Raw genomic sequence first — 25,271 nt, forward strand, 5'->3', positions numbered from 1 at the left:
TAAAACATAATAACAATAAACAATATTCGCCAAGGCTATAACAATAAAAATTATATTTTATTTGCTTAGGATCGAAGCATGAAAAACATTAGCCATTGTTGCAGGGCAATTATTGCCCTGCCCTTTTTCTGCGTCTCCTCTCTGGGTGCAGAAGAAGTTCGCCCTGCAGAACACGACGACACGAAAACGCCAGAAATATCTTCCCCCTCATTTCGCTTTTATGGCGAATTGGGCATGGGGGGATATATGGATTTAGAAGGACAAGACAAACATAAATACAGTGATGGTACCTATATAGAAGGTGGCCTGGAGATAAAACACGGCTCTTGGTTTGGTCTGATCTACGGCGAGGGCTGGACCGTGCAGGCCGACCATCAGGGCAATGCCTGGGTTCCTGACCATAGCTGGGGTGGATTCGAGGGCGGGATCAACCGCTTTTACGGCGGTTATCGTACCAATGACGGAACGGAGCTGATGCTCAGCCTGCGCCAGGACTCTTCGCTGGATGACCTGCAATGGTGGGGGGATTTCACTCCAGACCTGGGCTACGTTATTCCCAACACCCGTGACATCATGACTGCCATTAAGGTGCAAAACCTGACCGGTCCTTTGCGCTACAGCGTGACAGCAACGCCCGCCGGACACCACGACGAGAGCAAAGCCTGGCTGCACTTTGGTAAATACGATCGCTACGACGATAAATATACCTATCCGGCCATGATGAACGGCTATATCCAGTACGACCTGACTGAAGGTGTAACCTGGATGAACGGCCTGGAGATAACAGATGGTACCGGACAGCTGTTCCTGACCGGCATCCTTTCGCCCAACTTCGCCGCCCGCGCCTGGCACCACACGGGCCGCGCCGACGGGCTGGATGTGTCCGGCACCGAAACCGGCTATATGGTCAGCGCAATGTATGAAGCGCTAAAAGGCGTTTACCTCTCCACTGCTTATAGCTACGCCAAACACCGACCGGATCGCGCCGAGGACGAAACCACTTCCTTTATGCAGTTCGGTATCTGGTATGAATATGGCGGCGGCCGTTTCGCTACCGCCTTCGACAGTCGGTTCTATATGCAGAATGCATCCGGCGACCCGAGCGACCAAATCTTCCTGATGCAATATTTCTATTGGTAACAAGGACCGGAATACCATGAACATGAAACCTATTCTTACGCCGCTGGCCTGTATCCTGCTGATGAACTTCTCCGCACATGCCACCAGTGCTCACGACTTTAAAAACATCATTAATCGCACCGGTGCGCCGGGCTACATGCATGACTACGATCACGACGACCACCAGCGCTTTAATCCATTTTTCGATCTTGGCGCCTGGCACGGTCATTTGCTCCCGGACGGCCCTGCAACGATGGGCGGCTTTCCAGGCGTGGCGTTGCTGACCGAAGAATACATCAATTTTATGGCCAATAATTTTGACCGTCTGACGGTGTACCAGCACGGTAAAAAGGTCGATTTCGCGCTTGAGGCCTACAGCATTCCCGGCGCGCTGGTGCAAAAGCTGTCATCTAAGCATGTGCAAATAGAGATGACGCTGCGTTTTGCCAGCCCGCGCACCTCGCTGCTGGAAACCAAAATCACCAGCAACACGCCGCTGGATCTGGTGTGGGACGGCGAGCTGCTGGAGAAACTGGAAGCCAAAGAGGGAAAAGCGCTATCGGATAAAACCATTGATAGCGAATTCCCTGGCTATCAGCGCAAAATCACCGCCACGCACGACGGTCTGAAAGTCACCTTCGGCAAAGTGCGCTCAACCTGGGATCTGCTCACCTCCGGTGAGTCGGAGTATCAGGTGCATAAATCTGTCGCTATGAAAACCACGGTTAACGGTCATCGCTTTACGGGGAAGGCCCATATCAGTGGTTCGACAACCATTTACACCACCTGGTCTCATCTGCTTACCGCCGAGGATGTGGCGAAAGAGCAGCCGCAGATCCGCGATATTCTGGCGCGCCCGGCCTGGTATCTTGCTGCATCACAAAAGCGCTGGGCAGATTATCTGCAAAAAGGCTTAACCAACCCGGATGCCACAACGGAACAAACCCGGGTCGCGGTAAAAGCTATTGAAACGCTGAACGGCAACTGGCGCTCGCCAGGCGGTGCGGTAAAACACAATACCGTGACGCCATCGGTCACCGGCCGCTGGTTCTCCGGCAACCAAACCTGGCCGTGGGACACCTGGAAGCAGGCCTTCGCTATGGCGCACTTTAACCCGGAGATCGCCAAAGAGAATATTCGCGCCGTCTTTTCATGGCAGGTTAAACCCGGTGATCCGGTTCGCCCGCAGGATGCCGGATTCATTCCCGACCTGATTGCCTGGAATCTCAGCCCGGAACGCGGCGGCGACGGCGGTAACTGGAACGAGCGCAACACCAAGCCCAGCCTGGCGGCCTGGTCGGTGATGGAGGTCTACAACGTCACCAAAGACAAGGCCTGGCTCGAAGAGATGTATCCAAAGCTGGTTGCGTATCACGACTGGTGGCTGCGTAACCGCGATCATAACGGCAACGGCGTGCCGGAATACGGCGCTACCCGCGATAAAGCCCACAATACTGACCGCGGCGAAATGTTGTTTACGGTGAAAAAAGGCGACAAGGAAGAAACGCTCTCCGGGCTTAACAACTACGCCACCGTGATCGATAAGGGTCAGTATGACGGCCTGGAGATCCCAGCACAGGTTGCCGCCTCGTGGGAGTCCGGTCGTGACGATGCGGCTGTATTCGGTTTTATCGATAAAGGTCAACTGGATAAATACGTCGCTGGCGGTGGAAAACGCAGCGACTGGGTGGTGAAATTTGCCGAAAACCGCAGTAAAGACGGTAATTTGCTGGGTTACTCGCTGTTGCAGGAGTCAGTCGATCAGGCCAGCTACATGTACAGCGACAACCATTATCTGGCGCAGATGGCGACCCTGCTCGGCAAACACCAAGAGGCGCAGCGCTATCGCCAACTGGCGCAAAACCTCGCAGATTACATCAACACCTGCATGTTCGACCCGGCAACAAAATTCTTTTATGACGTTCGTATTGAGGACCAACCGCTGGCAAACGGCTGCGCGGGTAAACCGATCGTCGAACGTGGCAAAGGGCCGGAAGGCTGGTCGCCGCTGTTTAACGGCGCAGCAACGCAGCCCCATGCGGACGCAGTGGTTAAGGTGATGCTCGACCCCAAAGAGTTCAACACCTTTGTCCCACTTGGCACAGCAGCGCTGACCAACCCGGCTTTCGGCGCGGATATCTACTGGCGCGGGCGCGTCTGGGTGGATCAGTTCTGGTTCGGGCTAAAAGGGATGGAGCGTTACGGCTATCGCGATGACGCGTTAAAACTAGCGGATACCTTCTTCAGCCACGCCAAAGGCCTCACCGCTGACGGTCCGATTCAGGAAAACTATAACCCGCTGACCGGCGCACAGCAGGGCGCACCGAATTTCTCCTGGAGCGCGGCGCATCTCTATATGCTGTATAACGATTTTCTTAAAAAACAGTAATCTGTGACATAACGCCGGATGGCGCTTCGCTTATCCGGCCTACAAAGACACATTTTCACAGGCCGGATTAGGTGCTTGCACCGATATCCGGCATATTCGTCCTCTGGCTCCACTCCTTTTTTGAATCCCATCACAATCACGGCATTCCCCTTTTCCCTTTTACGCGGCGACGGCTAAATTATTAACTCATCCGACCACATAACAATAATTTTACATACTGGACACCTTTATGAGCTATCCGTCGCTGTTCGCCCCGCTCGATTTAGGCTTCACCACGCTTAAAAACCGCGTGCTGATGGGTTCAATGCATACCGGGCTGGAAGAGTATCCTGATGGTGCAGAACGGCTGGCCGCGTTCTACGCCGAGCGCGCCCGTCACGGCGTAGCGTTAATTGTGAGCGGAGGTATTGCGCCTGCGCTTTCCGGCGTGGGGATGGAAGGCGGTGCGATGCTGAACGACACCAGCCAGCTTGCTCACCATCGCGTCATTACCGATGCTGTGCATGATGAAGGCGGCAAAATCGCCCTGCAAATCCTGCATACCGGACGTTACAGCTACCAGCCGCATCTGGTGGCGCCTTCTGCTATTCAGGCACCCATTAACCGCTTTACGCCACATGAATTAACGCACGATGAAGTGCTGCAGTTGATTGAAGATTTTGCCCACTGCGCACAGCTGGCGCGGGAAGCGGGCTACGATGGCGTGGAAGTGATGGGGTCGGAAGGGTATCTCATCAACGAATTCCTGACACTGCGTACCAACCAGCGCGATGACCAATGGGGCGGTGAGTATGCCAACCGCATGCGGTTTGCCGTTGAGGTGGTGCGAGCGGTACGTCAGCGTGCCGGGAATGACTTTATTATTATCTTCCGCCTGTCGATGCTCGATCTGGTGGAAAACGGCGGAACCTTCGACGAAACCGTTCAGCTGGCGCAGGCTATAGAAGCCGCGGGGGCCACCATTATTAACACCGGTATTGGCTGGCATGAGGCACGTATTCCCACTATCGCTACCCCGGTACCGCGCGGTGCGTTTAGTTGGGTGACGCGTAAGCTGAAAGGGCATGTGACAATCCCACTGGTCACCACCAACCGCATTAACGATCCCCAGGTCGCCGATGACATTCTGGCCCGTGGCGATGCCGATATGGTGTCGATGGCCCGTCCGTTCCTCGCCGATGCCGAACTGCTGTCAAAAGCGCAAACCGGACGAGCGGATGAGATCAACACCTGTATCGGCTGTAACCAGGCCTGTCTGGATCAGATCTTCGTCGGCAAAGTCACCTCTTGCCTGGTCAATCCGCGCGCCTGCCATGAAACCAAAATGCCGATCGTTGCGGCAGCTGTGCCGAAAAATCTGGCGGTTGTCGGTGCGGGGCCTGCGGGCCTCGCCTTCGCCATTAATGCCGCAGCGCGTGGGCATCACGTGACACTGTTTGACGCACATGGCGAGATTGGCGGGCAGTTTAATATCGCCAAACAGATCCCCGGCAAAGAAGAATTCTATGAAACCCTGCGCTACTACCGTCGGATGATCGACGTAACTGGCGTGACGCTGAAGCTGAATCACTTTGTCAGCGCACACGATCTGCACACCTTCGACGAAGTGATCCTTGCCAGTGGGATCGAGCCACGCATGCCGCCGATCGAGGGGATCGATCATCCTAAAGTGCTGAGCTATCTCGACGTTCTGCGCGATAAGACGCCAGTGGGTAAACGCGTGGCGATCGTGGGCTGCGGCGGGATCGGTTTTGATACCGCAATGTATCTGAGTCAGCCCGGTGAACCCACCAGCCAGAACATTGCGGAGTTCTGCGTGGAATGGGGGATCGACACCAGCCTGCAACAGCCTGGCGGCTTACGCCCGGAAGGCCCGCACTTATCCCGCAGCCCGCGCCAGATAGTGATGCTGCAGCGCAAAGCCAGCAAACCGGGGCAAGGTTTAGGTAAAACGACGGGCTGGATCCATCGCGCCACCCTGCTCTCACGCGGCGTGAAAATGATCCCGTCAGTCAGCTATCAGAAGATTGATGATGATGGGTTACACGTTGTGTTGAACGGTGAACAGGTGATCTTTAACGTGGATAACGTGGTGATTTGTGCCGGACAAGAGCCGCGCCGTGAGCTGGTCGATCCGCTGCACGCGGCAGGTAAAACGGTGCATCTGATCGGCGGCTGCGATGTGGCGATGGAACTGGATGCCCGACGCGCTATTGCGCAAGGCACCAGGCTGGCACTGGAAATTTAACAGGATGTATTTCGTAGGCCGGATAAGGCGTTAGCCGCATCCGGCACCCGCTATTACCGACGACGACCGGTTTTGACCGCTTTCAGCACCACGAATTTATTATTGGTGGCGATGGTCACGCAGTTGCCGAATATCTTCTTCAGCTTGTGGAAGTAGTCGAGGTGACGGTTAGCCACAATATACAGCTCACCGTTGATTTTCAGGCAGCGACGGGCGTGGTGGAACATTTCCCAGGCAATGTTATCCGTCAGCGCGTGCTTCTGGTGGAACGGTGGGTTGCACAGCACAGCGTTAAAGCGGAACGGTTCAACGCCAGACAGCGCGTTGTTAATCATAAACTCACAGCGATCCAGCGCTTCAGGCATGTTACTTTCCACGTTCAGGCGGCTTGAAGCCACCGCCATTGGCGATTCATCAACAAATACCACACTGGCTTCTGGATTTTTCGCCAGCAGCGTCATACCGATGACGCCGTTGCCGCAACCGAGATCAACAATCTCCCCTTCAAGGTTTTCCGGCAGATGCTCGATAAAAAAGCGCGCGCCGATATCCAGCCCGGTACGGGAGAAGACGTTGGCGTGGTTATGGATAGTCCAGTCGGTGCCTTCCAGCTTCCAGCTTAGCGTTTGCGAGGCAGCGGCCAGCTCCGGTTTGCTGAACGTACAGTTGATCAATCGGGCTTTTTTCCACGCCAGCGTAGTGGTGGTTGGACCCAGCACTTTTTCAAACAGTTCCAGCGTCGAGGTATGTACATCACGCGCTTTTGCCCCGGCGATGATGCGCGTTTCTGGCGTTACCACTTCGCGCAGCGCACGCAGTTGCTGCTCCAGCAGCGCCATGGTTTTTGGCAGCTTAATCAGCACCACGCCCGGCGCCTGCGGATAGTCAGCGGTACTGTCGAGGAACTTGACGCTCGACTCGGCAATATCGTTGTGACGCAGGTTCTCGCGCGTGGCAAGCTCGCTGAGATAGGAATCGCCGATGCTGTACGGCGTATGTTCCGCCAGCGCACAGCCCAGCGCGCCGAAGGTATCATTCAGGATCAGCACCGGGCCGCTAATCTCGGTATCGTCCAGCTGTTGCAGCAGATATTCATCTGCAGCTTCCCACGCCAGCAGCGGGTTAACGTCATCCGTTTCCGGGAAACGTTTAAGTGACAGCGAACGGAAACCGTTGTCTATGTGGCTCATCGGCCCTCCTGAATGGTAAAATTTCGGCGTATCCCTGAAAAGGGTGCGTGAGTATACACTTTTATGATTTGCGTGGACATGAATGAACCAACTAACTTACCTCCAGGGCTACCCGGAACATTTGCTTTCTCAAGTGAGAACGCTGATTGCTGAGCAGCGCCTGGGCGCAGTGCTGGAGAAGCGCTATCCGGGTACGCATGACTTCGCGACTGACAAAGCGCTCTGGCAATATACCCAGGATCTGAAAAATCAGTTTCTGCGTAACGCCCCGCCGCTGAATAAAGTCATGTATGACAGCAAGATCCACGTTCTGAAGAATGCGTTGGGGCTGCATACCGCCGTCTCTCGCGTGCAGGGCGGTAAGCTCAAAGCCAAAGCGGAGATCCGCGTCGCCACCGTGTTTCGCAGCGCCCCAGAACCCTTTTTACGCATGATCGTCGTTCATGAACTGGCGCATCTGAAGGAAAAAGAGCACGACAAAGCGTTTTACCAGCTGTGCTGTCATATGGAGCCTCAGTATCATCAACTGGAGTTCGATACCCGCCTGTGGTTAACGCAACAATCGTTAAAGCAAACTGCGTAGTCGCGCACTGGCTTTGTCTTCAGGGCATGCTAAATTGACGAAAGAATCCCTTTTCGCAGCCTGAAGGCCTTTATGATACGTTTCGCAGTAATTGGCACAAACTGGATCACCCGCCAGTTTGTCGATGCCGCCCATGAAACCGGCAAATATAAGTTAACCGCAGTCTATTCTCGTAGCCTTGAGCAGGCGCAGACCTTCGCCAACGATTACCCTGTCGAACATCTGTTTACCTCGCTGGAAGCGATGGCGCAAAGCGAGGCGATCGACGCCGTCTACATAGCCAGTCCAAACTCTTTGCATTTCCCGCAGACCGAGCTGTTTTTGCGGCACAAAAAGCATGTTATTTGCGAAAAGCCGCTGGCCTCCAATCTGGCGCAAGCCGAAGCCGCTATCGCCTGCGCGCGTGAGAATCGGGTCGTGCTGTTTGAAGCGTTTAAAACCGCCTACCTGCCTAATTTCCTGCTGTTACAGCAATCACTACCCAGAGTAGGAAAAATCAGGAAAGCGTTTATCAATTACTGCCAGTACTCCTCGCGTTACCAGCGCTATCTGGATGGTGAAAATCCGAACACGTTTAATCCGGCGTTCTCCAATGGCTCGATTATGGATATCGGTTTTTACTGCCTGGCCTCGGCGGTTGCGCTGTGGGGCGAACCGCAGAGCGTTCAGGCCAGCGCCAGCCTGCTGGAAAGTGGCGTGGATGCCCACGGCGTGGTAGTGCTGAATTACGGTGATTTCAGCGTTACGCTCCAGCACTCAAAAGTAAGCGACTCGGTATTAGCCAGTGAAATTCAGGGCGAGTCGGGATCGCTGGTCATCGAGCATATCTCCGAATGCCAAAAGGTGTGCTTCGTGCCACGCGGGGGGAAAACGCAGGATCTGACGACGCCTCAGCACATCAATACTATGCTGTATGAGGCAGAGGCTTTTGCCCATTTGGTTGAATCCGGCGAAGTGGATCACCCGGCACTGGCCGTCAGCCGTATTACCGCCAAACTGCAAACGGAGATTCGCCGCCAGACCGGCGTGGTTTTCCCGGCAGACGAAGCGGAAACATCGCTGACTGCGTAAAGGTGTGTAAAACGAATGTTGCAGGCCATTGACTGAAAGCATGGCCTGTAATATTTTGTAACCTGCAAAGGGGAGTAACTTCGTTGTCGGTTGATCGTCATTACGATGTGTGAAAAACCACATCCGGTCACCGGGCGATAACAAAGGAATACGCCACCGTATTCCTTTGTTGTTGTAAGTGAGACCTTGCCGAATGGCAAGGTCTATGCATAAAAAGCAGCGGCTAACGTCATTCGGCGTTGGCCGTTTTTTTTATGCATGGGGAAATACAATGAATACTGTCGGCACACCGTTGTTATGGGGTGGCTTCGCTGTCGTAGTGGTAATTATGCTGGCCATCGACCTGCTGTTGCAGGGGCGTCGTGGCGCGCATACGATGTCAATGAAGCAGGCTGCGGCCTGGTCAATCGTCTGGGTAACGCTGTCGTTACTGTTTAACGCTGCCTTCTGGTGGTACCTGGCGGAAACCCAGGGGCGAGCCGTTGCCGACCCACAGGCGCTGGCGTTCCTTACCGGCTATTTGATCGAAAAATCACTGGCAGTAGATAACGTCTTTGTCTGGTTGATGCTCTTCAGCTACTTCTCCGTGCCGCCTGCGTTGCAGCGTCGGGTACTGGTGTATGGCGTGCTGGGTGCGATTGTGCTGCGTACGATCATGATCTTCGCGGGCAGCTGGCTTATCACCCAGTTTGAGTGGCTGTTGTACGTGTTTGGCGCGTTTCTGTTGTTTACCGGCGTGAAGATGGCGCTGGCGAAAGAAGATGCCTCCGGTATTGGCGACAGACCGTTAGTACGCTGGCTGCGCGGTCATTTGCGCATGACCGATACCATCGAAGATGAAAAATTCTTCGTGCGTAAAAACGGCCTGCTGTTTGTTACGCCGCTGATGCTGGTGTTGATTCTGGTTGAGCTGAGCGATGTGATTTTTGCCGTCGACAGTATTCCAGCTATCTTTGCCGTGACCACAGACCCGTTCATCGTGCTGACCTCAAACCTGTTTGCTATTTTGGGTCTGCGTGCGATGTACTTCCTGCTGGCGGGCGTGGCGGAGCGTTTCTCCATGCTGAAGTACGGCTTGTCGGTCATTTTGGTGTTTATCGGTATTAAGATGCTGATCGTCGATTTCTACCATATCCCGATCGCTATCTCGTTAGGCGTGGTATTTGGCATTCTGTTTGTGACGCTGATTGTGAACGCTTGGGTCAACCACCAGCACGATAAAAAGCAGCAAATACAGTAAGTTTCATCTGCTAGCTGAAAAGCCCGACAGCACACTGCGTGCGTCGGGCTTTTTGTTTATCATGTCAAAATAATGTTAAGTCAAAGTTATAAAATATGATCTCAACGCGGAATCCAGGATATTTCGCTTCCAGAACCCTGTTCTTTCCTTATACTCAGCCATGCAAACATTTGCCCGATCCTGAAAGATGCGTCAACAGAACGCACAAAGGTAAGGCAACAACACAATGAAAGGATCACTACATGACTACGCAACGTTCATCGGGGCTACTCTCGCGTTTGGCGCAAGGGAGCCTGGTTAAACAAATTTTGATCGGTTTGGTACTGGGGATTTTACTGGCACTGGTGTCAAAACCTGCGGCTGAAGCCGTTGGTTTGCTGGGTACGCTGTTCGTCGGCGCATTAAAAGCCGTCGCGCCAATTCTGGTTCTGATGCTGGTGATGGCTTCTATCGCCAACCACCAGCACGGGCAAAAAACCAATATCCGCCCCATTCTGTTCCTCTACCTGCTCGGAACATTTTCAGCGGCATTAACCGCCGTTGTCTTCAGCTTTGCTTTCCCATCAACACTGCATCTTTCCAGCAGTGCGGGGGATATCGTACCGCCGTCAGGGATTGTTGAAGTGATGCGCAGCCTGCTGATGAGCATGGTTTCTAACCCAGTTGATGCCCTGCTTAACGCTAACTATATCGGTATTCTGGTATGGGCCGTTGGTCTGGGCTTTGCACTGCGCCACGGTAATGAAACGACCAAAAATCTGGTCAATGATATGTCCAACGCCGTCACCTTTATGGTGAAGCTGGTGATTCGTTTCGCGCCAATCGGTATCTTTGGTCTGGTCTCCTCCACGCTGGCAACCACCGGTTTCGCCACGCTTTGGGGCTACGCCCAACTGCTGACCGTACTGGTAGGCTGTATGCTGCTGGTGGCATTTGTGGTTAACCCACTGCTGGTCTTCTGGAAAATTCGCCGTAACCCGTACCCTCTGGTGCTGGCCTGTCTGCGTGAAAGCGGCGTGTATGCCTTCTTTACCCGCAGTTCGGCAGCAAATATTCCGGTGAACATGGCACTGTGTGAGAAACTGAATCTGGATCGTGATACCTATTCGGTGTCTATTCCGCTGGGCGCCACCATCAATATGGCTGGCGCGGCGATCACCATTACCGTACTGACGCTGGCGGCGGTGAATACGCTGGGTGTTCCGGTTGATTTACCGACGGCGCTGTTACTGAGCGTGGTGGCTTCGCTGTGTGCCTGTGGTGCATCGGGCGTGGCGGGCGGTTCTCTGCTGCTGATCCCGCTGGCGTGCAACATGTTCGGTATCCCGAATGACATCGCCATGCAGGTTGTTGCCGTTGGCTTTATCATCGGCGTATTGCAGGACTCATGTGAAACGGCGTTGAACTCTTCTACAGACGTCCTGTTTACCGCTGCAGCCTGCCAGGCAGAAGACGAGCGTCTGGCAAATAACGCCCTGCGCGGATAATCTCTACGCCCCTCCGTCATCGGGCGGAGGGGTTCTTTTCTTGTACGCTTTTTTCAAGTTTGAACGGATCAATTCCGCGTTTTTGCATTCGCCGGAAACGAATAATGTTCAGACCGTTCATTACCAGAAAACTCCCTTCGATCATCGTCCCACCAATCGATCCCAACCAGAAATTATGGATAACCCAACAGGCGGTTGCGCACCACATGACGCAGCGTACGGTTAACCCTTTGCAGCGAAACAGCGCCCAGGTGCTGGCCAGCGTGCCAATTATCGGCAACAGCTCCATCGCATGCTGTAATTTCGCCAGCCCGAGAACCAGGGTGAGGACAATAAAAACGGTCATTACCCACAGTTTGCGGGTATGCATTGAGACAAGTGTGCGGATGGTGTTGAGTTCTGCGCTCATTCCCGCAGGCCAGGCCCCCATCAGGAAAAAATGCACGCCAATGGTGGCGCTATAGACGGCGAGTTGCAGCCGGAACCGGCGCTCATCGCGATTGAAAAAGGTGGTAATACCGATCAGAAAGGCGATGACACCTACGCCCTGGGCCAGCCAATACGCGGTCATGCAAGCAACCCCAATTCTATCTCGTAGGCCGGATTAGGCGAGTTCGCCGCCATCCGGCAACGGTTTGTGCCTGATGGCGCTGCGCTTATCAGGCCTACGGTTTGCGCAGACCTACATGCAGGTACCATCAGGTATTTACTACAACGTTACGCCGCTTTTAAATATCGCTAACTCTCTAAAATCATTCCGCTCGTTGCAGGTTTGCTTGCCGTTGGCGAACTCGACGATGGTATCGACAAATTCTTCCAGTAACTGCGGCATCGCTTTGCCGTGGATCAACTGTCCAGCGTCAAAGTCGATCCAGTGCTTTTTCTTCGCCGCCAGCTCGCTGTTGGTAGCAATTTTCACCGTCGGCACAAAACCACCGTACGGCGTACCGCGACCGGTACTGAACAGCACCATATGACAGCCCGCGCCCGCCAGGGCACTGGTCGCCACCGCATCGTTACCCGGTGCGCTCAGCAGGTTCAGACCATGCGTCTTCAGACGTTCGCCGTAGCGCAGTACGTCCACCACCTGGCTGGAGCCTGCTTTTTGCGTGCAGCCGAGAGATTTATCTTCCAGCGTGGTGATACCGCCCGCTTTGTTGCCCGGCGATGGGTTCTCGTAGATCGGCTGGTCGTGAGCAATGAAGTACTGCTTGAAGTCATTGACCATGGTGACCAGCTTGCCGAACGTTTCTTCATCGCGGCAGTGGTCCATCAGCAGTTGCTCGGCGCCGAACATTTCCGGTACTTCGGTCAGTACGGTGGTGCCGCCGTTGGCAATCACGTAGTCAGAAAAACGCCCCAGCATCGGGTTGGCGGTAATACCGGACAGGCCGTCAGAGCCGCCGCATTCCAGACCAAACTTCAGCTCACCCAGTTTACCCGGCTCACGCTTATCGTTACGCATCACGTTGTACAACTGGTGAAGATGTTCAATCCCCGCTTCCACTTCGTCTTCCTGATGTTGGCAGACCATGAAGTGAACGCGCTCAGGATCGTACTCGCCTAAGGTTTCGCGGAAGGCATCAACCTGGTTGTTTTCACAACCAAGGCCAACCACCAGCACCGCACCCGCATTCGGGTGACGCACCATGTTTTGCAGCATGGTGCGGGTGTTAATGTGGTCGTCGCCGAGCTGTGAACAGCCGTAGGTGTGGCTGAAGAGATGCACGCCGTCGATTCCTTCGGCGTCGTTAGTCTCTTTCAGAAAACGGTTCTGCATCTGGCGCGCCATGGCGTTAACACAGCCAACCGTCGGTAGGATCCACAGTTCGTTGCGCACGCCAACATCGCCGTTGGCACGACGGTAGATCTGCACATCGCGATCCGCCGGTTGTGCAACTTCCGCCTGAAAATCAGGGTGGTAGCTATACGTGTCCAGGTCGCTCAGATTAGTGCGCGTGTTGTGAGCATGAATATGCTCACCCGCCGCAACGTCCACCAGCGTATGACCAATTGGCAAACCGTATTTAATGACGTTTTCGCCTTTCGCAATATCACGTAAAGCGAATTTGTGGCCACGAGAGACCGCCTGACGCAGGGTTACCGCCTGCCCATCAACGGTGACTTCGGTTCCTTCAGCCAAATCAGCGAGCGCTACCGCGACGTTATCCAGCGCATGGATCTTGATGTATTGCATACCTTCACCCGGGCCTTAGTTCAGTTCAATGGCGAAGTAATCACGCGCATTGTTAAAGCAAATATTTCTGACCATTTCACCCAGCAACTGGATATCTGCCGGTGCTTCACCTGCAGCAACCCAACGGCCAATCATCTGGCACAGAATGCGACGGAAGTATTCATGGCGCGTGTATGACAGGAAGCTACGGCTATCGGTCAGCATGCCGACGAAACGGCTCAGCAGGCCGAGCTGGGCCAGCTGCGTCATCTGACGTTCCATCCCGTCTTTCTGATCGTTGAACCACCAGCCGGAACCGAACTGCATCTTGCCCGGCATACCTTCGCCCTGGAAGTTGCCGATCATGGTGCCCAGCACTTCGTTATCACGCGGGTTCAGGCAGTAGAGAATGGTTTTCGGCAGCAGGTTCTGTTCATTCTGCTTGCTCAGCAGTTTGGACAGTTCTTCAGCCATCGGACGGTCATTGATGGAGTCGAAGCCAACATCCGCGCCCAACAGTTTGAACTGGCGCAGGTTGTTATTACGCAGCGCGCCGATGTGGTACTGCTGTACCCATTCGCGACGAGCATATTCCGCACCAAGGAACACCAGCACGGCGGTTTTAAACTGGGCAATTTCATGCTCACTCAGGGTTTCACCCGCCAGGCGACGCGCCAGAATGCTATCCAGTTCAGATTCGTTAGATTCGGCAAACAGCACCACGTCCAGCGCGTGGTCAGAAACTTTACAGCCGTGAGCCGCAAAGTGATCCAGACGTTTGGTCAGTGCAGCTTGCAGATCGCTGAAGCGGCGGATATCCGTGTCAGACACTTCACCGAGCTTCGCCATGTAGTCATTAAAGGTCGCCAGCTCAATGTTAAAGGCTTTATCCGGACGCCAGCTCGGCAGCACTTTCACATCAAAGCTTCCGTCTTTAGCAACGGCCGCATGATGCTCCAGAGAGTCGATCGGGTCATCGGTAGTGCCGACCATTTTCACATTCATCTGCTGCATGATGCCGCGTGCGGAGAATTTATCCTGCGCCAGCAGCTCGTTGCATTGGTTCCAGATTTCATCAGCAGTCGCAGGAGAAAGCAGCTTACCTGTAATACCAAACGGGCGACGTAATTCGAGGTGGGTCCAGTGGTACAGCGGGTTACCGATAGTGTGCGGAACCGTGGCGGCCCATGCGTCAAACTTCTCGCGATCGGACGCATCGCCGGTACACAAGCGCTCAGCGACGCCATTGGTACGCATCGCACGCCATTTGTAGTGATCACCCTTCAGCCAGATGTCATACAGGTTATTAAAACGGTAGTTTTCAGCGATTTGTTGCGGTGGTAAATGGCAGTGGTAATCGAAGATCGGCTGGTCTTTGGCGTAATCATGGTACAGACGGCGGGCAAATTCGGTGTCCAGCAGGAAATCTTCAGTCATAAACGGGGTCATTATCGTCTTCCTCTCAACGAGTGCGTCAGATTGCTTATGTTTTGATGTTGACAAAGTTATCACACCAATTTCCATACACTGAAGATATTTTCGTGAGTTAGATCAACAAATGGTGACAAAAAAATTACTCTCAAAGAGGTAAATCACGCGTCAAGCCGCGCCAGCGCTGGCTTTGCTGAATCGAAATAATGACCACACGAAGATTCACGCTTTTGTGATGGCACTCACCTTTTAAAGCTGTATGACAAGTTATCTTTTGGCCGTCGCGATACATAAGCCGACGGAATGCAAATTACCGATGTATAACCATCGGATTGACCGGTACGGAAACCGAATTAGCACAATTATTGACATGGCAAAGTTCGGGGAGTACCGGCTTTTTTTCGGTCCCCCCTCGTAAAAGAACATCCTCCGCCCTGAACTGGAAGATGACCGCTCGTTCGCGGACATAACAAAACGATGAGGTTTTACATGCGTAAAATTAAAGGGTTACGTTGGTACATGATTGCACTGGTGACGCTTGGCACCGTGCTGGGTTACCTGACACGTAACACTGTGGCGGCAGCTGCGCCAACTCTGATGGAAGAGTTACACATCTCCACTCAACAGTATTCCTATATCATCGCAGCGTATTCTGCTGCTTACACCGTAATGCAACCCGTTGCCGGCTACGTGCTCGATGTGCTCGGCACAAAAGTTGGTTACGCGATGTTCGCCGTTCTGTGGGCCGTCTTCTGTGGCGCGACCGCACTGGCTGGCAGTTGGGGTGGACTGGCGCTGGCGCGTGGCGCGGTAGGTGCCGCTGAAGCCGCAATGATCCCTGCGGGTTTGAAAGCCAGTTCTGAGTGGTTCCCGGCAAAAGAACGTTCAATTGCCGTGGGGTACTTTAACGTCGGCTCTTCTATCGGTGCGATGATTGCTCCGCCGCTGGTCGTCTGGGCAATCGTCATGCACAGCTGGCAGATGGCATTCATTATTTCCGGTGCGCTGAGCTTCATCTGGGCGATGTGCTGGCTTGTGTTCTACAAACACCCGCGCGACCAGAAAAAACTGTCTGATGAAGAACGTGATTACATTCTGAATGGTCAGGAATCACAGCATAAAAACGCGACCTCGAAAAAAATGTCGCTCGGTCAGATCCTGCGTAACCGCCAGTTTTGGGGCATCGCGCTGCCGCGTTTCCTGGCAGAGCCGGCCTGGGGTACCTTCAACGCCTGGATCCCGCTGTTCATGTTTAAAGTCTACGGCTTTAACCTGAAAGAGATTGCGATGTTTGCCTGGATGCCGATGCTGTTTGCTGACCTGGGCTGTATCGTTGGGGGCTACTTACCGCCGCTGTTCCAGCGCTGGTTCGGCGTTAACCTGATCGTTTCACGTAAAATGGTCGTCACCATGGGTGCATTGCTGATGATTGGCCCAGGGATGATTGGTCTGTTCACCAGCCCGTACATTGCTATCGCCCTGCTGTGCGTCGGCGGCTTTGCTCACCAGGCGCTGTCCGGTGCGCTGATTACGCTTTCTTCTGACGTATTTGGTCGTAATGAAGTGGCAACGGCAAACGGCCTGACCGGTATGTCCGCCTGGCTTGCAAGTACGCTGTTTGCACTGGTTGTTGGCGCACTGGCTGACACCATCGGCTTTAGCCCGCTGTTCGCCGTACTGGCGGTATTCGACCTGCTCGGCGCACTCGTTATCTGGACGGTATTGCAGAACAAATCGGCCAGCGAGGTCGACTCGGGATCACAGACTGGCGATCCTGCTCCGCAAAATTAACCCGCTGTTTTTCATCAAGGGTATATAATGCGAAGCCGCCAGTTATCTGGCGGCTTTTTTATCGCCGCGAGTGGAGCAGTAATCGCAAAAGTGGTATAACAAATATAGTCTGCCGTATCATGCCTGGAGCGCATATGGAAATCACCGAACCACGACGTTTGTACCAACAACTTGCAGCTGATCTGAAAGAACGCATTGAGCAAGGCGTCTATCTGGTGGGTGACAAACTCCCTGCCGAGCGCTTTATCGCCGATGAAAAAAATGTCAGCCGTACCGTGGTTCGTGAAGCAATTATCATGCTCGAGGTAGAGGGTTACGTTGAGGTACGCAAAGGATCGGGGATCCACGTCATTTCCAACCAACCCAGACACTATGTCGCGCCAGATGAAAACCTGGAATTCGCCAGCTACGGTCCTTTCGAACTGCTCCAGGCGCGTCAGCTCATTGAGAGTAACATTGCCGAGTTTGCCGCCACGCAGGTGACCAAACAGGACATCATGAAGCTGATGGAGATTCAGGAGAAATCACGTAACGAAAAAAGCTTTCGTGACTCCGAGTGGGATCTCCAGTTCCATGTGCAGGTCGCCCTGGCAACGCAGAACTCGGCTCTGGCCGCGATTGTTGAAAAAATGTGGACTCAGCGTATTCACAACCCCTACTGGAAGAAATTGCACGACCACATCGACCTGCGCACGGTTGATAACTGGTGTGATGACCATGACCAGATCCTTCGGGCGCTGATTCGCAAAGATCCTCATGCCGCCAAACTGGCGATGTGGCAGCATCTTGAGAACACGAAGCAGATGCTGTTTAACGAAACCAGCGATGATTTTGAGTTCAATGCGGACCGTTATCTATTTACCGAAAATCCGGTCGTTCATCTCGATACAGCGGCTAACAGCGCAAAATAAACAATCTTATCAATGCAGGCGCGACCACGCGCCTGTTTCTGACACTTGGTAAGCATTAGGTATAAAATGTCAGCCTGTGTAAATCCTCTCGCCACCCTCCATTGCGATAAGCAAAATCACAGTTCAACAACCGTAATTTCTATAACGGACTACGTTGACCTTTGTTACAATTAGATGCTGTTTGAATTTTTGTGTTTAAGAGCTTGCTAACTTCACAACTTTACAGGGAATAGTTCAGGCCGTGAGTTTGTAACAGACCACAAGTCATGTAAAAAATATTAATAAAATCGTGGTGTTACAAAAGCCAGAAAACCGGCATGACGACAACCGATTCTCCAGGAATATTGAATGGAACTACTGACTCAATTACTAAATGCTTTATGGGCTCAGGATTTTGAAACGCTGGCCAATCCTTCCATGATTGGCATGCTCTATTTTGTACTCTTTACCATTTTGTTTCTGGAAAACGGACTGCTGCCAGCAGCCTTTTTACCTGGCGACAGTTTGCTGGTACTGGTCGGCGTACTTATTGCCAAAGGCGCAATGGGTTTTCCGCAAACGGTGCTACTACTCACCACCGCAGCCAGCCTCGGTTGCTGGCTCAGCTATATACAAGGTCGATGGTTGGGCAATACCCGCACAGTGCAAAACTGGTTATCTCATCTTCCTGCACATTACCATCAGCGTGCGCATCATCTGTTCCATAAGCATGGCTTGTCTGCGCTGCTGGTCGGTCGCTTTATCGCGTTTGTCAGAACATTACTGCCGACCATCGCAGGATTGTCCGGCCTGAACAATGCGCGCTTTCAGTTCTTCAACTGGATGAGCGGACTGCTTTGGGTCCTTATTCTCACATCGTTGGGCTATCTGCTTGGCAAAACACCGGTGTTTCTCAAATATGAAGATCAACTGATGTCTTGCCTGATGCTGCTTCCTGTGGTGTTACTGGTGTTTGGTCTGGCAGGTTCACTGGTTGTTCTTTGGAAAAAGAAATACGGGAACCGAGGGTAAATTATGCTGAAATCATGCATAACGCTCCGACGACTTGCCTGGTCCACCACTTTTATGTTGTTCATCGGCGCGTTGCTCCTGACCTGGTCGGTCATTCGCCAGCAGGAGTCAACGCTTGCCATTCGCGCCGTAAACCAGGGAGCCAGCATGCCTGATGGCTTCTCTATCTGGCATCACCTGGATGCCAACGGCATTCGTTTTAAAAGCATCACTCCGCAAAATGACGCCCTGCTTATTACCTTTGATTCCAGTGCACAGAGCGCAGCGGCAAAGGTCGTACTGGATCGAACGTTACCGCACGGTTTCGTTATCGCTCAGCAGGATGATAATAATCAGGCGGTTCAGTGGTTATCCCGCTTACGTGAGACCCCACACCGTTTTGGTTAATTTCCAGGAATCTGAATTAGATCACTCACTTTGGTGATTTCACCGTTTAGCGCCTATGATTAATAAACTGGGTTTATGACCCAACGCTTTATTATTCTGGAGCATCGACCCTAAACGACGAGGTCGAATCACAATGGAAGGTTCAAGAATGAAATACCGCATCGCTTTGGCAATTAGCCTTTTCGCTCTCAGTGCCGGCAGCTACGCCACCACCCTCTGTCAGGAAAAAGAACAAGACATTCAGCGGGAGATTAGCTATGCCGAAAAACACAACAATCAGAGCCGTATCAATGGGCTGAACAAAGCGCTGAGCGAAGTCAGAGCAAACTGTACTGACAGCAAACTGCGCGCTAACCATCAGAAAAAGATCGCCGAGCAGAAAAATGAGATTGCCGAGCGTCAACGTGACTTAGCCGAAGCTAAGCAAAAAGGCGATGCGGATAAGGTAGCAAAGCGTGAACACAAGCTTGCTGAAGCTCAGCAAGAGCTAAAAGAACTCGAGACCCGCGATTACTAAGTACGGTAACTAGCCACTCAACTGGAGAAAACTATGTCGAAAGATAATGCTACGGAAAACCTGCGCGCTGAGCTGAAATCTCTTGCGGATACGCTTGAAGAAGTACTTAGCTCCTCTGGCGATAAGTCGAAGGAAGAGATGAGTAAAATTCGCAGCAAAGCCGAACATGCGCTGCGCGAGAGCCGCCATCGTCTGAGTGAAACCAGCGATGTAATCGCCAAACAGACCCGTGAGGCCGCGGCTAAAGCCGATAACTACGTGCGCGAAAACCCATGGACAGGCGTCGGCATTGGCGCTGCAGTCGGTGTGGTGCTTGGTGTACTGCTGTCGCGCCGTTAACAATGGCTGATTCTCAACACGCACAAGGTCCAGGCAAAGGCGTACTGGGTATTGGACAGCGGATCCTGACGATTCTCGTTGAGATCGTAGAAACACGGCTGCGGCTGGCCGTCGTTGAGCTGGAAGAGGAAAAAGCCAATCTCATCCAGATCCTGCTGATGCTTGGGCTGACTATGCTGTTCGCGGCGTTTGGCCTGATGAGCCTGATGGTGCTTATCATCTGGGCCATTGACCCTCAATACCGCCTGAACGCCATGATTGCTACCACCGTTGTGCTGTTGCTGTTAGCGCTGATTGGCGGGATATGGACGCTGCGTAAAGCACGTAAAACAACGCTGCTACGCCATACACGCCAGGAACTCGCTAATGACAGGCAAGCCCTGGAGGATGATGCATAATGAGCAGCAAAGTCGAACGTCAAAAGCGTAAGGCGCAACTGCTTGGACAGATCCAGCAGCAACGGCTGGATCTGTCTGCGACTCGCCGCGACTGGCTGGAAGCCACCGAGGTCTACGATCGTGGCTGGAAGACGCTACTGAACCTGCGTGGCTGGGTGTTGGTCGGGAGCAGTATTATGGCGGTTCGCACCATCCGCAACCCGAATCTGCTGGTACGCTGGGCTAAGCGCGGCTTTAGCGTCTGGAGTATCTGGCGTCTGGTGAAATCGACCATCAGACAGCAGCAACTGCGCGGCTAATCCTTTCCTTACCCCCAACCTCAAAATTTTTGAAAAATACTGACAGTTTTCCTTGCTAACAATTCTCATTAAGCACGTTTATGATTCTCTCCATCGACAGCAACGACGCGCTCTGCAGCGTCAATGCACAAAAAAACACAATAAGCCGCCTGAGTGGTTTCCTGGAGAGTATGATGAAGAAATTAGAAGATGTTGGTGTACTGGTAGCGCGCATTCTGATGCCAATCCTGTTTATTACCGCAGGTTGGGGAAAAATCACCGGATATGCGGGTACCCAACAGTACATGGAAGCCATGGGCGTCCCAGGATTTATGCTGCCGCTGGTGATTCTGCTTGAATTTGGCGGCGGTCTGGCAATTCTGTTCGGTTTCCTGACCCGTACAACCGCACTGTTCACCGCAGGCTTCACATTGCTGACGGCGTTCCTCTTCCACAGCAACTTTGCGGAAGGTGTGAACTCTCTGATGTTCATGAAAAACCTGACCATCGCAGGCGGTTTCCTGCTGCTGGCTATCACCGGTCCAGGCGCATTTAGTATTGACCGCGTGCTGAATAAAAAGTGGTAAGCAAACTATACTGAACACATCAAAAAGCGAGGAGATATCTCCTCGCTTTTGCTATCTGAGGAGGCGAAAATCATGGGACAACTGATTGACGGCGTCTGGCATGACACCTGGTACGACACCAAATCAACCGGTGGAAAATTTCAACGTTCTGCATCGGCTTTCCGTAACTGGCTCACCGCGGATGGCGCGCCTGGCCCTACCGGTGAAGGTGGCTTTGCTGCCGAAAAAGACCGCTATCATCTGTACGTTTCTCTGGCCTGTCCGTGGGCGCATCGCACGCTGATTTTGCGCAAACTCAAAGGGCTGGAACCGTTTATTTCCGTTTCTGTTGTGCATCCGCTGATGCTGGAAAACGGCTGGACCTTTGACGATAACTTCCCGGCGGCAACCGGCGATACCCTGTATCAACACGAATTTCTTTATCAGCTCTATTTACACGCCGATCCGCACTACAGCGGTCGGGTCACCGTTCCGGTGCTGTGGGATAAAAAGAACCACACCATTGTCAGCAACGAATCTTCAGAAATCATCCGCATGTTTAACACCGCGTTTGATGCGCTGGGCGCGAAAGCCGGAGATTACTATCCCCCTGCCCTGCAAAGCAAAATCGACGAGCTGAACGGCTGGATTTATGACAACGTTAATAACGGTGTGTATAAAGCCGGATTTGCCACCAGTCAGGAAGCCTACGACGACGCCGTGGATAACGTCTTTCAATCTCTGGCACGGCTGGAGCAGATCCTTGGGCAACATCGCTACCTGACCGGCGACCAGTTAACCGAGGCCGACATTCGCCTGTGGACCACGCTGGTACGCTTTGATCCCGTGTATGTCACCCACTTCAAGTGCGACAAACACCGGATTAGCGACTATCTGAACCTGTACGGTTTCCTGCGTGATATCTACCAGATGCCGGGTATTGCGGAAACCGTCAATTTCGATCATATCCGCAATCACTACTTCCGTAGCCACAAAACCATTAACCCGACCGGCATTATTTCTGTTGGGCCGTGGCAGGACCTCAACGAACCTCATGGGCGTGACGAGCGTTTCGCATGATTTACACGGGTCCACTTTGGGGTTAGGCCGATTAGTTAAGCATGTATGGCGAACATGTGATTTTTGCTCAGGGTTCCGTTCACCTCAGCTGTGTCATTTCTCTGAAACGCCGTTACCCGTGAACGTGCAAGGGAGGCTCACCGCCGCCTCCCTTGCAACCCAGGCTCCCGGCGGGAAAATCGTCGCTACGCGATTCATTCGTCTTATGCCGTCTGCCTGTCGGGTCGGGGCCGAGCCTGCATCCTTGCAGGCCGTCCCCTCTGCCCGCATCCCTGCGGGCAGACCCGGTCAGCCGTCAACGACTCATCGATTTTCAGCCGGACATGGGTCATCGCTTCAACTCTCTGACTTTCAGTTAAATCTCTTATGCTGTTCAGACATATTCAAATAAAAATACCGGTGGTCAGGCGTGGCTGGTCCGGCTGAAAATTGCCGACGTGTTTCCGTAAGGCCGGGAGAACCCGCAGGGATGCGGGTTCAGGGCGCGCTTTACAGGGACGTTACATCGCGCCCGGCCCGAAAGCCTGAAGGAAAAAGCGGAGGGAACCACGAAGTGGCAATTTTCCCGCCGGGAGCCGGGATTGTAAAGGGCGTGGCGGAGAACGCCCTTTACACGTTCACATGAACCAATGCTTAAGAGAAGCGATGAACATAAGGTGAACGGAACCCTTTCTCTGAGAGCGCATATTCATTACTCCCGCCAACACAGGTTGATACTTTCTGAAACTGAGGCGTTCACTGATAAGTATTACCCATCAGAGGACCAAATAATTAACACTGCAAATATTTACCATCATTTCATTCACGGCTATTCTTAATTTGATTACTTTAAAAACAAGTAATTGAATGCAGAACGAGGCAAAAATGGATTGGTATTTAAACGTATTAAAGAATTACTTTGGTTTTGGTGGCCGCGCGCGTCGTAAAGAATACTGGATGTTTGTGCTGGTCAACATCATCTTCACATTCGTGCTGGGTATTCTGGACAGAATGTTTGGCTGGGAGCGCGCCGGTGGAGAAGGCATATTAACGACGATTTACGGGGTTCTGGTCTTTATTCCGTGGTGGGCGGTACAGTTCCGGCGTTTACATGACACCGATCGTTCAGCCTGGTGGCTACTGGTGCTGCTGATCCCGATCGTAGGCTGGCTGGTGATCATCATTTTCAACTGTCAAAACGGGACTCAGGGGAGTAACCGCTTCGGGCCCGATCCCAAACAGTTATCCTGACGTAGCATATGTAGATGCCTGATGGCGCTGCGCTTATCAGGCCTACAACATACTCCGTCTTCCAGGCCGGATAAGGTGCTTCGCACCGCATCCGGCGTAACAGTCAGGCTATTTACCCGCAAACAGCTTGGGGATTTCCCGCAGACACCAGGATTTCGCCTCGCCCATGCTGTCACGACGCCAGGCCATAATAATATCTATCTCGCTTGTCGATTCCGGACTAACGACCCGCAGCCGACCAGCCGCAATATCCTCTTCCACCAGTGGGTACGGCATCGTCGCCACGCCAAGTCCTGCCAACAGCGCCTGACGTTTATCTTCTATCGTACTCACCGTCAGACGCGGCTGCTTATCCAGCAGTTGAACCGTCAGCACCGGACGTTCACGGGCGGTATCCGCCACCGCGATCCCACGGTATTTAACGCGGGTGACTTCCGATAACGGTTCCGGCTCCTGATGGATGGGATGATCCGGGGCCGCTACATAGACGTTCATCAGCGAGTACAGCTTGCGCGAGTTGATTTCTGAGGATGAGCGAAAATGCATATCCGGCGCAATCACGATATCCGCCCGCCCCTGCTCAAGACGCTCCCACGCCCCGGCCAGAACTTCGGTAATAACGGAAAGCTGGGTATTGGCCTTCCCGGCAAGCCTGTCGATCAGCGGGAAAAACGCCGCCGTCGGCACCAGCGCTTCGGTAACGATAGTCAGATGCGTTTCCCAACCGCGAGCCAATGCTTCGGCATCGGTAGTCAGTTTATCCGCAGCTTCCAGCAGTACGCGCCCGCGCTCCAGCAACATACGCCCAACGTTAGTGAATTTTGTGCGGTGGCCTGAGCGGTCAAACAGCACCACGTCCAGCTCTTCCTCCAGCTTCTGCATGGTATAGCTAAGTGCGGAAGGAACGCGTCCCAGTTCGTCTGCCGCAGCAGCAAAACTACCGCGTCTGTCTATTGCGTCCATGACGCGTAACGCTTCAAGCGTTAAAGCCCTTTCTTTGGCCATCTCGTTCTCATTCAGGAAATTTGAACATACCGGGCAGAATATCTGGCTAACAATGCAGCGTCTAGCCATTTAACATAAAAGGAAGTAAAGAGAGGTCAAGAACTATGATTACTACCCGTACAGCCAAACAATGCGGGCAAGCAGACTACGGCTGGCTGCAGGCCCGTTATACCTTCTCCTTTGGACACTATTTTGATCCTAAACTGCTGGGTTATGCCTCGCTGCGTGTTCTGAACCAGGAAGTTCTGGCACCGGGGGCCTCTTTCCAGCCACGGACCTATCCGAAGGTGGATATCGTCAATCTGATCCTCGAAGGGGAAGCGGAGTACCGAGACAGCGAAGGCAACCATATCAAGGCCAAAGCAGGTGAAGTTTTACTGCTCGCGACACAGCCCGGGATTAGCTATAGCGAACACAATATCAGCAAAGACAAACCGTTAACCCGGATGCAGCTCTGGCTGGACGCCTGCCCACAGCGTGAAAACGCCTGTGTACAGAAAGCCACGCTGGGAACCGGTAAGCATCAGCTGCTGGCCTCGCCGGACGGTGAACAAGGCAGCCTGCATCTGCGCCAACAGGTATGGGTACACCACGTTGAGCTGCAGCAAGGTGAATCGTTGAGTTTTCAGTTACATGGGCCACGTGCTTATTTACAGTCGATTCACGGCAGATTCCATGCGGTGACGTCTGGCGCCGAAAAAGAAGCGCTCACCTGTGGCGATGGGGCATTTATTCGTGACGAAACTAACATAACGTTAGTCGCCGATACCCCGCTGCGCGCTTTGCTGATAGATTTGCCCGTATAGTCAGGGAAAACAATGGAG

24 protein-coding genes are annotated in these 25,271 nt (G+C 53.1%); 19 read left to right on the top strand and 5 right to left on the bottom strand.

The features are described 5' to 3' along the window. Positions 1-78: 78 nt before the first annotated feature. The 3 genes from ygjJ (at position 79) to OGY09_RS04910 (ending at position 5,756) form a co-directional block, all read left to right on the top strand. Positions 79-1,140 (top strand): protein YgjJ, encoded by a 1,062-nt coding sequence (gene ygjJ / locus OGY09_RS04900; protein ID WP_032945071.1) that lies wholly within the window; start codon positions 79-81, stop codon positions 1,138-1,140. Between the two features lie 16 nt (positions 1,141-1,156). Further along, complete coding sequence (gene ygjK, locus OGY09_RS04905; RefSeq protein WP_286590048.1) at positions 1,157-3,508, top strand: alpha-glucosidase; 2,352 nt, start codon at positions 1,157-1,159, stop codon at positions 3,506-3,508. 229 nt (positions 3,509-3,737) lie between these two features. Next, positions 3,738-5,756: an oxidoreductase gene (locus tag OGY09_RS04910; protein WP_032945075.1), complete on the top strand. Its 2,019-nt coding sequence runs from the start codon at positions 3,738-3,740 to the stop codon at positions 5,754-5,756. Positions 5,757-5,809: 53 nt separating this feature from the next. Here OGY09_RS04910 and rlmG read toward each other — a convergent pair whose 3' ends face one another. Beyond that, on the bottom strand, positions 5,810-6,946 hold the full coding sequence (gene rlmG / locus OGY09_RS04915; protein ID WP_008785866.1) for a 23S rRNA (guanine(1835)-N(2))-methyltransferase RlmG: 1,137 nt from the start codon (positions 6,944-6,946) through the stop codon (positions 5,810-5,812). A gap of 82 nt (positions 6,947-7,028) precedes the next feature. Between rlmG and OGY09_RS04920 the strand changes: the two genes are divergently transcribed. The 4 genes from OGY09_RS04920 to sstT all read left to right on the top strand — a co-directional run bounded on the left by OGY09_RS04920 (position 7,029) and on the right by sstT (position 11,327). Beyond that, complete coding sequence (locus tag OGY09_RS04920; RefSeq protein ID WP_008785867.1) at positions 7,029-7,529, top strand: M48 metallopeptidase family protein; 501 nt, start codon at positions 7,029-7,031, stop codon at positions 7,527-7,529. 72 nt (positions 7,530-7,601) lie between these two features. Continuing rightward, positions 7,602-8,600, top strand: a complete 999-nt coding sequence (locus OGY09_RS04925; protein ID WP_008785868.1) for a Gfo/Idh/MocA family protein — start codon at positions 7,602-7,604, stop codon at positions 8,598-8,600. A 271-nt stretch (positions 8,601-8,871) separates the two neighbouring features. After that, a complete protein-coding gene (locus OGY09_RS04930; protein WP_003828551.1) occupies positions 8,872-9,840 on the top strand; it encodes a TerC family protein in 969 nt (322 codons plus the stop codon). 242 nt (positions 9,841-10,082) lie between these two features. Beyond that, on the top strand, positions 10,083-11,327 hold the full coding sequence (gene sstT, locus OGY09_RS04935) for a serine/threonine transporter SstT (RefSeq protein ID WP_032945076.1): 1,245 nt from the start codon (positions 10,083-10,085) through the stop codon (positions 11,325-11,327). 16 nt (positions 11,328-11,343) lie between these two features. Here the strand turns inward: sstT and OGY09_RS04940 are convergent, their stop codons facing one another. The 3 genes from OGY09_RS04940 to uxaC all read right to left on the bottom strand — a co-directional run bounded on the left by OGY09_RS04940 (position 11,344) and on the right by uxaC (position 14,952). Beyond that, the gene (locus tag OGY09_RS04940) at positions 11,344-11,898 is read right to left on the bottom strand and encodes a YgjV family protein (RefSeq protein ID WP_032945077.1); all 555 of its coding nucleotides are present in this window, start codon (positions 11,896-11,898) and stop codon (positions 11,344-11,346) included. A 138-nt stretch (positions 11,899-12,036) separates the two neighbouring features. After that, positions 12,037-13,524, bottom strand: coding sequence for a UxaA family hydrolase (locus OGY09_RS04945; protein ID WP_032945078.1), 1,488 nt, complete (start codon positions 13,522-13,524; stop codon positions 12,037-12,039). Positions 13,525-13,539: 15 nt separating this feature from the next. Then, positions 13,540-14,952, bottom strand: coding sequence for a glucuronate isomerase (uxaC, locus tag OGY09_RS04950; RefSeq protein WP_032945079.1), 1,413 nt, complete (start codon positions 14,950-14,952; stop codon positions 13,540-13,542). A gap of 471 nt (positions 14,953-15,423) precedes the next feature. On the opposite strand from uxaC, the gene OGY09_RS04955 reads away from it, so the two are divergent. From OGY09_RS04955 to OGY09_RS05005, 11 genes are all read left to right on the top strand, one after another. After that, positions 15,424-16,725 carry an MFS transporter gene (locus OGY09_RS04955; protein WP_003828557.1) on the top strand — a complete coding sequence of 434 codons (1,302 nt, stop codon included), beginning with the start codon at positions 15,424-15,426 and terminating at the stop codon, positions 16,723-16,725. 134 nt (positions 16,726-16,859) lie between these two features. After that, complete coding sequence (gene exuR / locus OGY09_RS04960; protein WP_003828559.1) at positions 16,860-17,636, top strand: transcriptional regulator ExuR; 777 nt, start codon at positions 16,860-16,862, stop codon at positions 17,634-17,636. Positions 17,637-17,984: 348 nt separating this feature from the next. Then, positions 17,985-18,647 carry a DedA family general envelope maintenance protein YqjA gene (gene yqjA / locus OGY09_RS04965; protein WP_003828561.1) on the top strand — a complete coding sequence of 221 codons (663 nt, stop codon included), beginning with the start codon at positions 17,985-17,987 and terminating at the stop codon, positions 18,645-18,647. A gap of 18 nt (positions 18,648-18,665) precedes the next feature. Beyond that, complete coding sequence (mzrA, locus tag OGY09_RS04970; RefSeq protein WP_162623447.1) at positions 18,666-19,034, top strand: EnvZ/OmpR regulon moderator MzrA; 369 nt, start codon at positions 18,666-18,668, stop codon at positions 19,032-19,034. Positions 19,035-19,182: 148 nt separating this feature from the next. Next, positions 19,183-19,551: a DUF1090 domain-containing protein gene (locus OGY09_RS04975; RefSeq protein WP_032941739.1), complete on the top strand. Its 369-nt coding sequence runs from the start codon at positions 19,183-19,185 to the stop codon at positions 19,549-19,551. A 33-nt stretch (positions 19,552-19,584) separates the two neighbouring features. Continuing rightward, positions 19,585-19,890: an ElaB/YgaM/YqjD family protein gene (locus tag OGY09_RS04980; protein ID WP_003024832.1), complete on the top strand. Its 306-nt coding sequence runs from the start codon at positions 19,585-19,587 to the stop codon at positions 19,888-19,890. 2 nt (positions 19,891-19,892) lie between these two features. Beyond that, complete coding sequence (locus tag OGY09_RS04985; RefSeq protein WP_003828567.1) at positions 19,893-20,288, top strand: phage holin family protein; 396 nt, start codon at positions 19,893-19,895, stop codon at positions 20,286-20,288. Further along, the gene (locus OGY09_RS04990) at positions 20,288-20,587 is read left to right on the top strand and encodes a YqjK-like family protein (RefSeq protein WP_003828569.1); all 300 of its coding nucleotides are present in this window, start codon (positions 20,288-20,290) and stop codon (positions 20,585-20,587) included. Before OGY09_RS04985 ends, OGY09_RS04990 begins: the two co-directional genes overlap by 1 nt. Before the next feature lie 173 nt (positions 20,588-20,760). Then, the gene (locus tag OGY09_RS04995) at positions 20,761-21,153 is read left to right on the top strand and encodes a DoxX family protein (protein WP_003024847.1); all 393 of its coding nucleotides are present in this window, start codon (positions 20,761-20,763) and stop codon (positions 21,151-21,153) included. A 72-nt stretch (positions 21,154-21,225) separates the two neighbouring features. Next, positions 21,226-22,212: a glutathionyl-hydroquinone reductase YqjG gene (yqjG, locus tag OGY09_RS05000; protein ID WP_032945081.1), complete on the top strand. Its 987-nt coding sequence runs from the start codon at positions 21,226-21,228 to the stop codon at positions 22,210-22,212. A gap of 864 nt (positions 22,213-23,076) precedes the next feature. Beyond that, positions 23,077-23,442 (top strand): DUF805 domain-containing protein, encoded by a 366-nt coding sequence (locus tag OGY09_RS05005; RefSeq protein WP_008785879.1) that lies wholly within the window; start codon positions 23,077-23,079, stop codon positions 23,440-23,442. Positions 23,443-23,550: 108 nt separating this feature from the next. On the opposite strand, the gene yhaJ is transcribed toward OGY09_RS05005, so the two are convergent. After that, a complete protein-coding gene (yhaJ, locus tag OGY09_RS05010) occupies positions 23,551-24,447 on the bottom strand; it encodes a DNA-binding transcriptional regulator YhaJ (protein ID WP_003024855.1) in 897 nt (298 codons plus the stop codon). 104 nt (positions 24,448-24,551) lie between these two features. On the opposite strand from yhaJ, the gene OGY09_RS05015 reads away from it, so the two are divergent. Next, a complete protein-coding gene (locus OGY09_RS05015; protein ID WP_003024860.1) occupies positions 24,552-25,253 on the top strand; it encodes a pirin family protein in 702 nt (233 codons plus the stop codon). Positions 25,254-25,271 lie beyond the last annotated feature (18 nt).

The sequence above is a fragment of the Citrobacter sp. Cpo071 genome (assembly GCF_030332765.1).
Classification (GTDB): Bacteria; Pseudomonadota; Gammaproteobacteria; order Enterobacterales; family Enterobacteriaceae; genus Citrobacter; species Citrobacter portucalensis.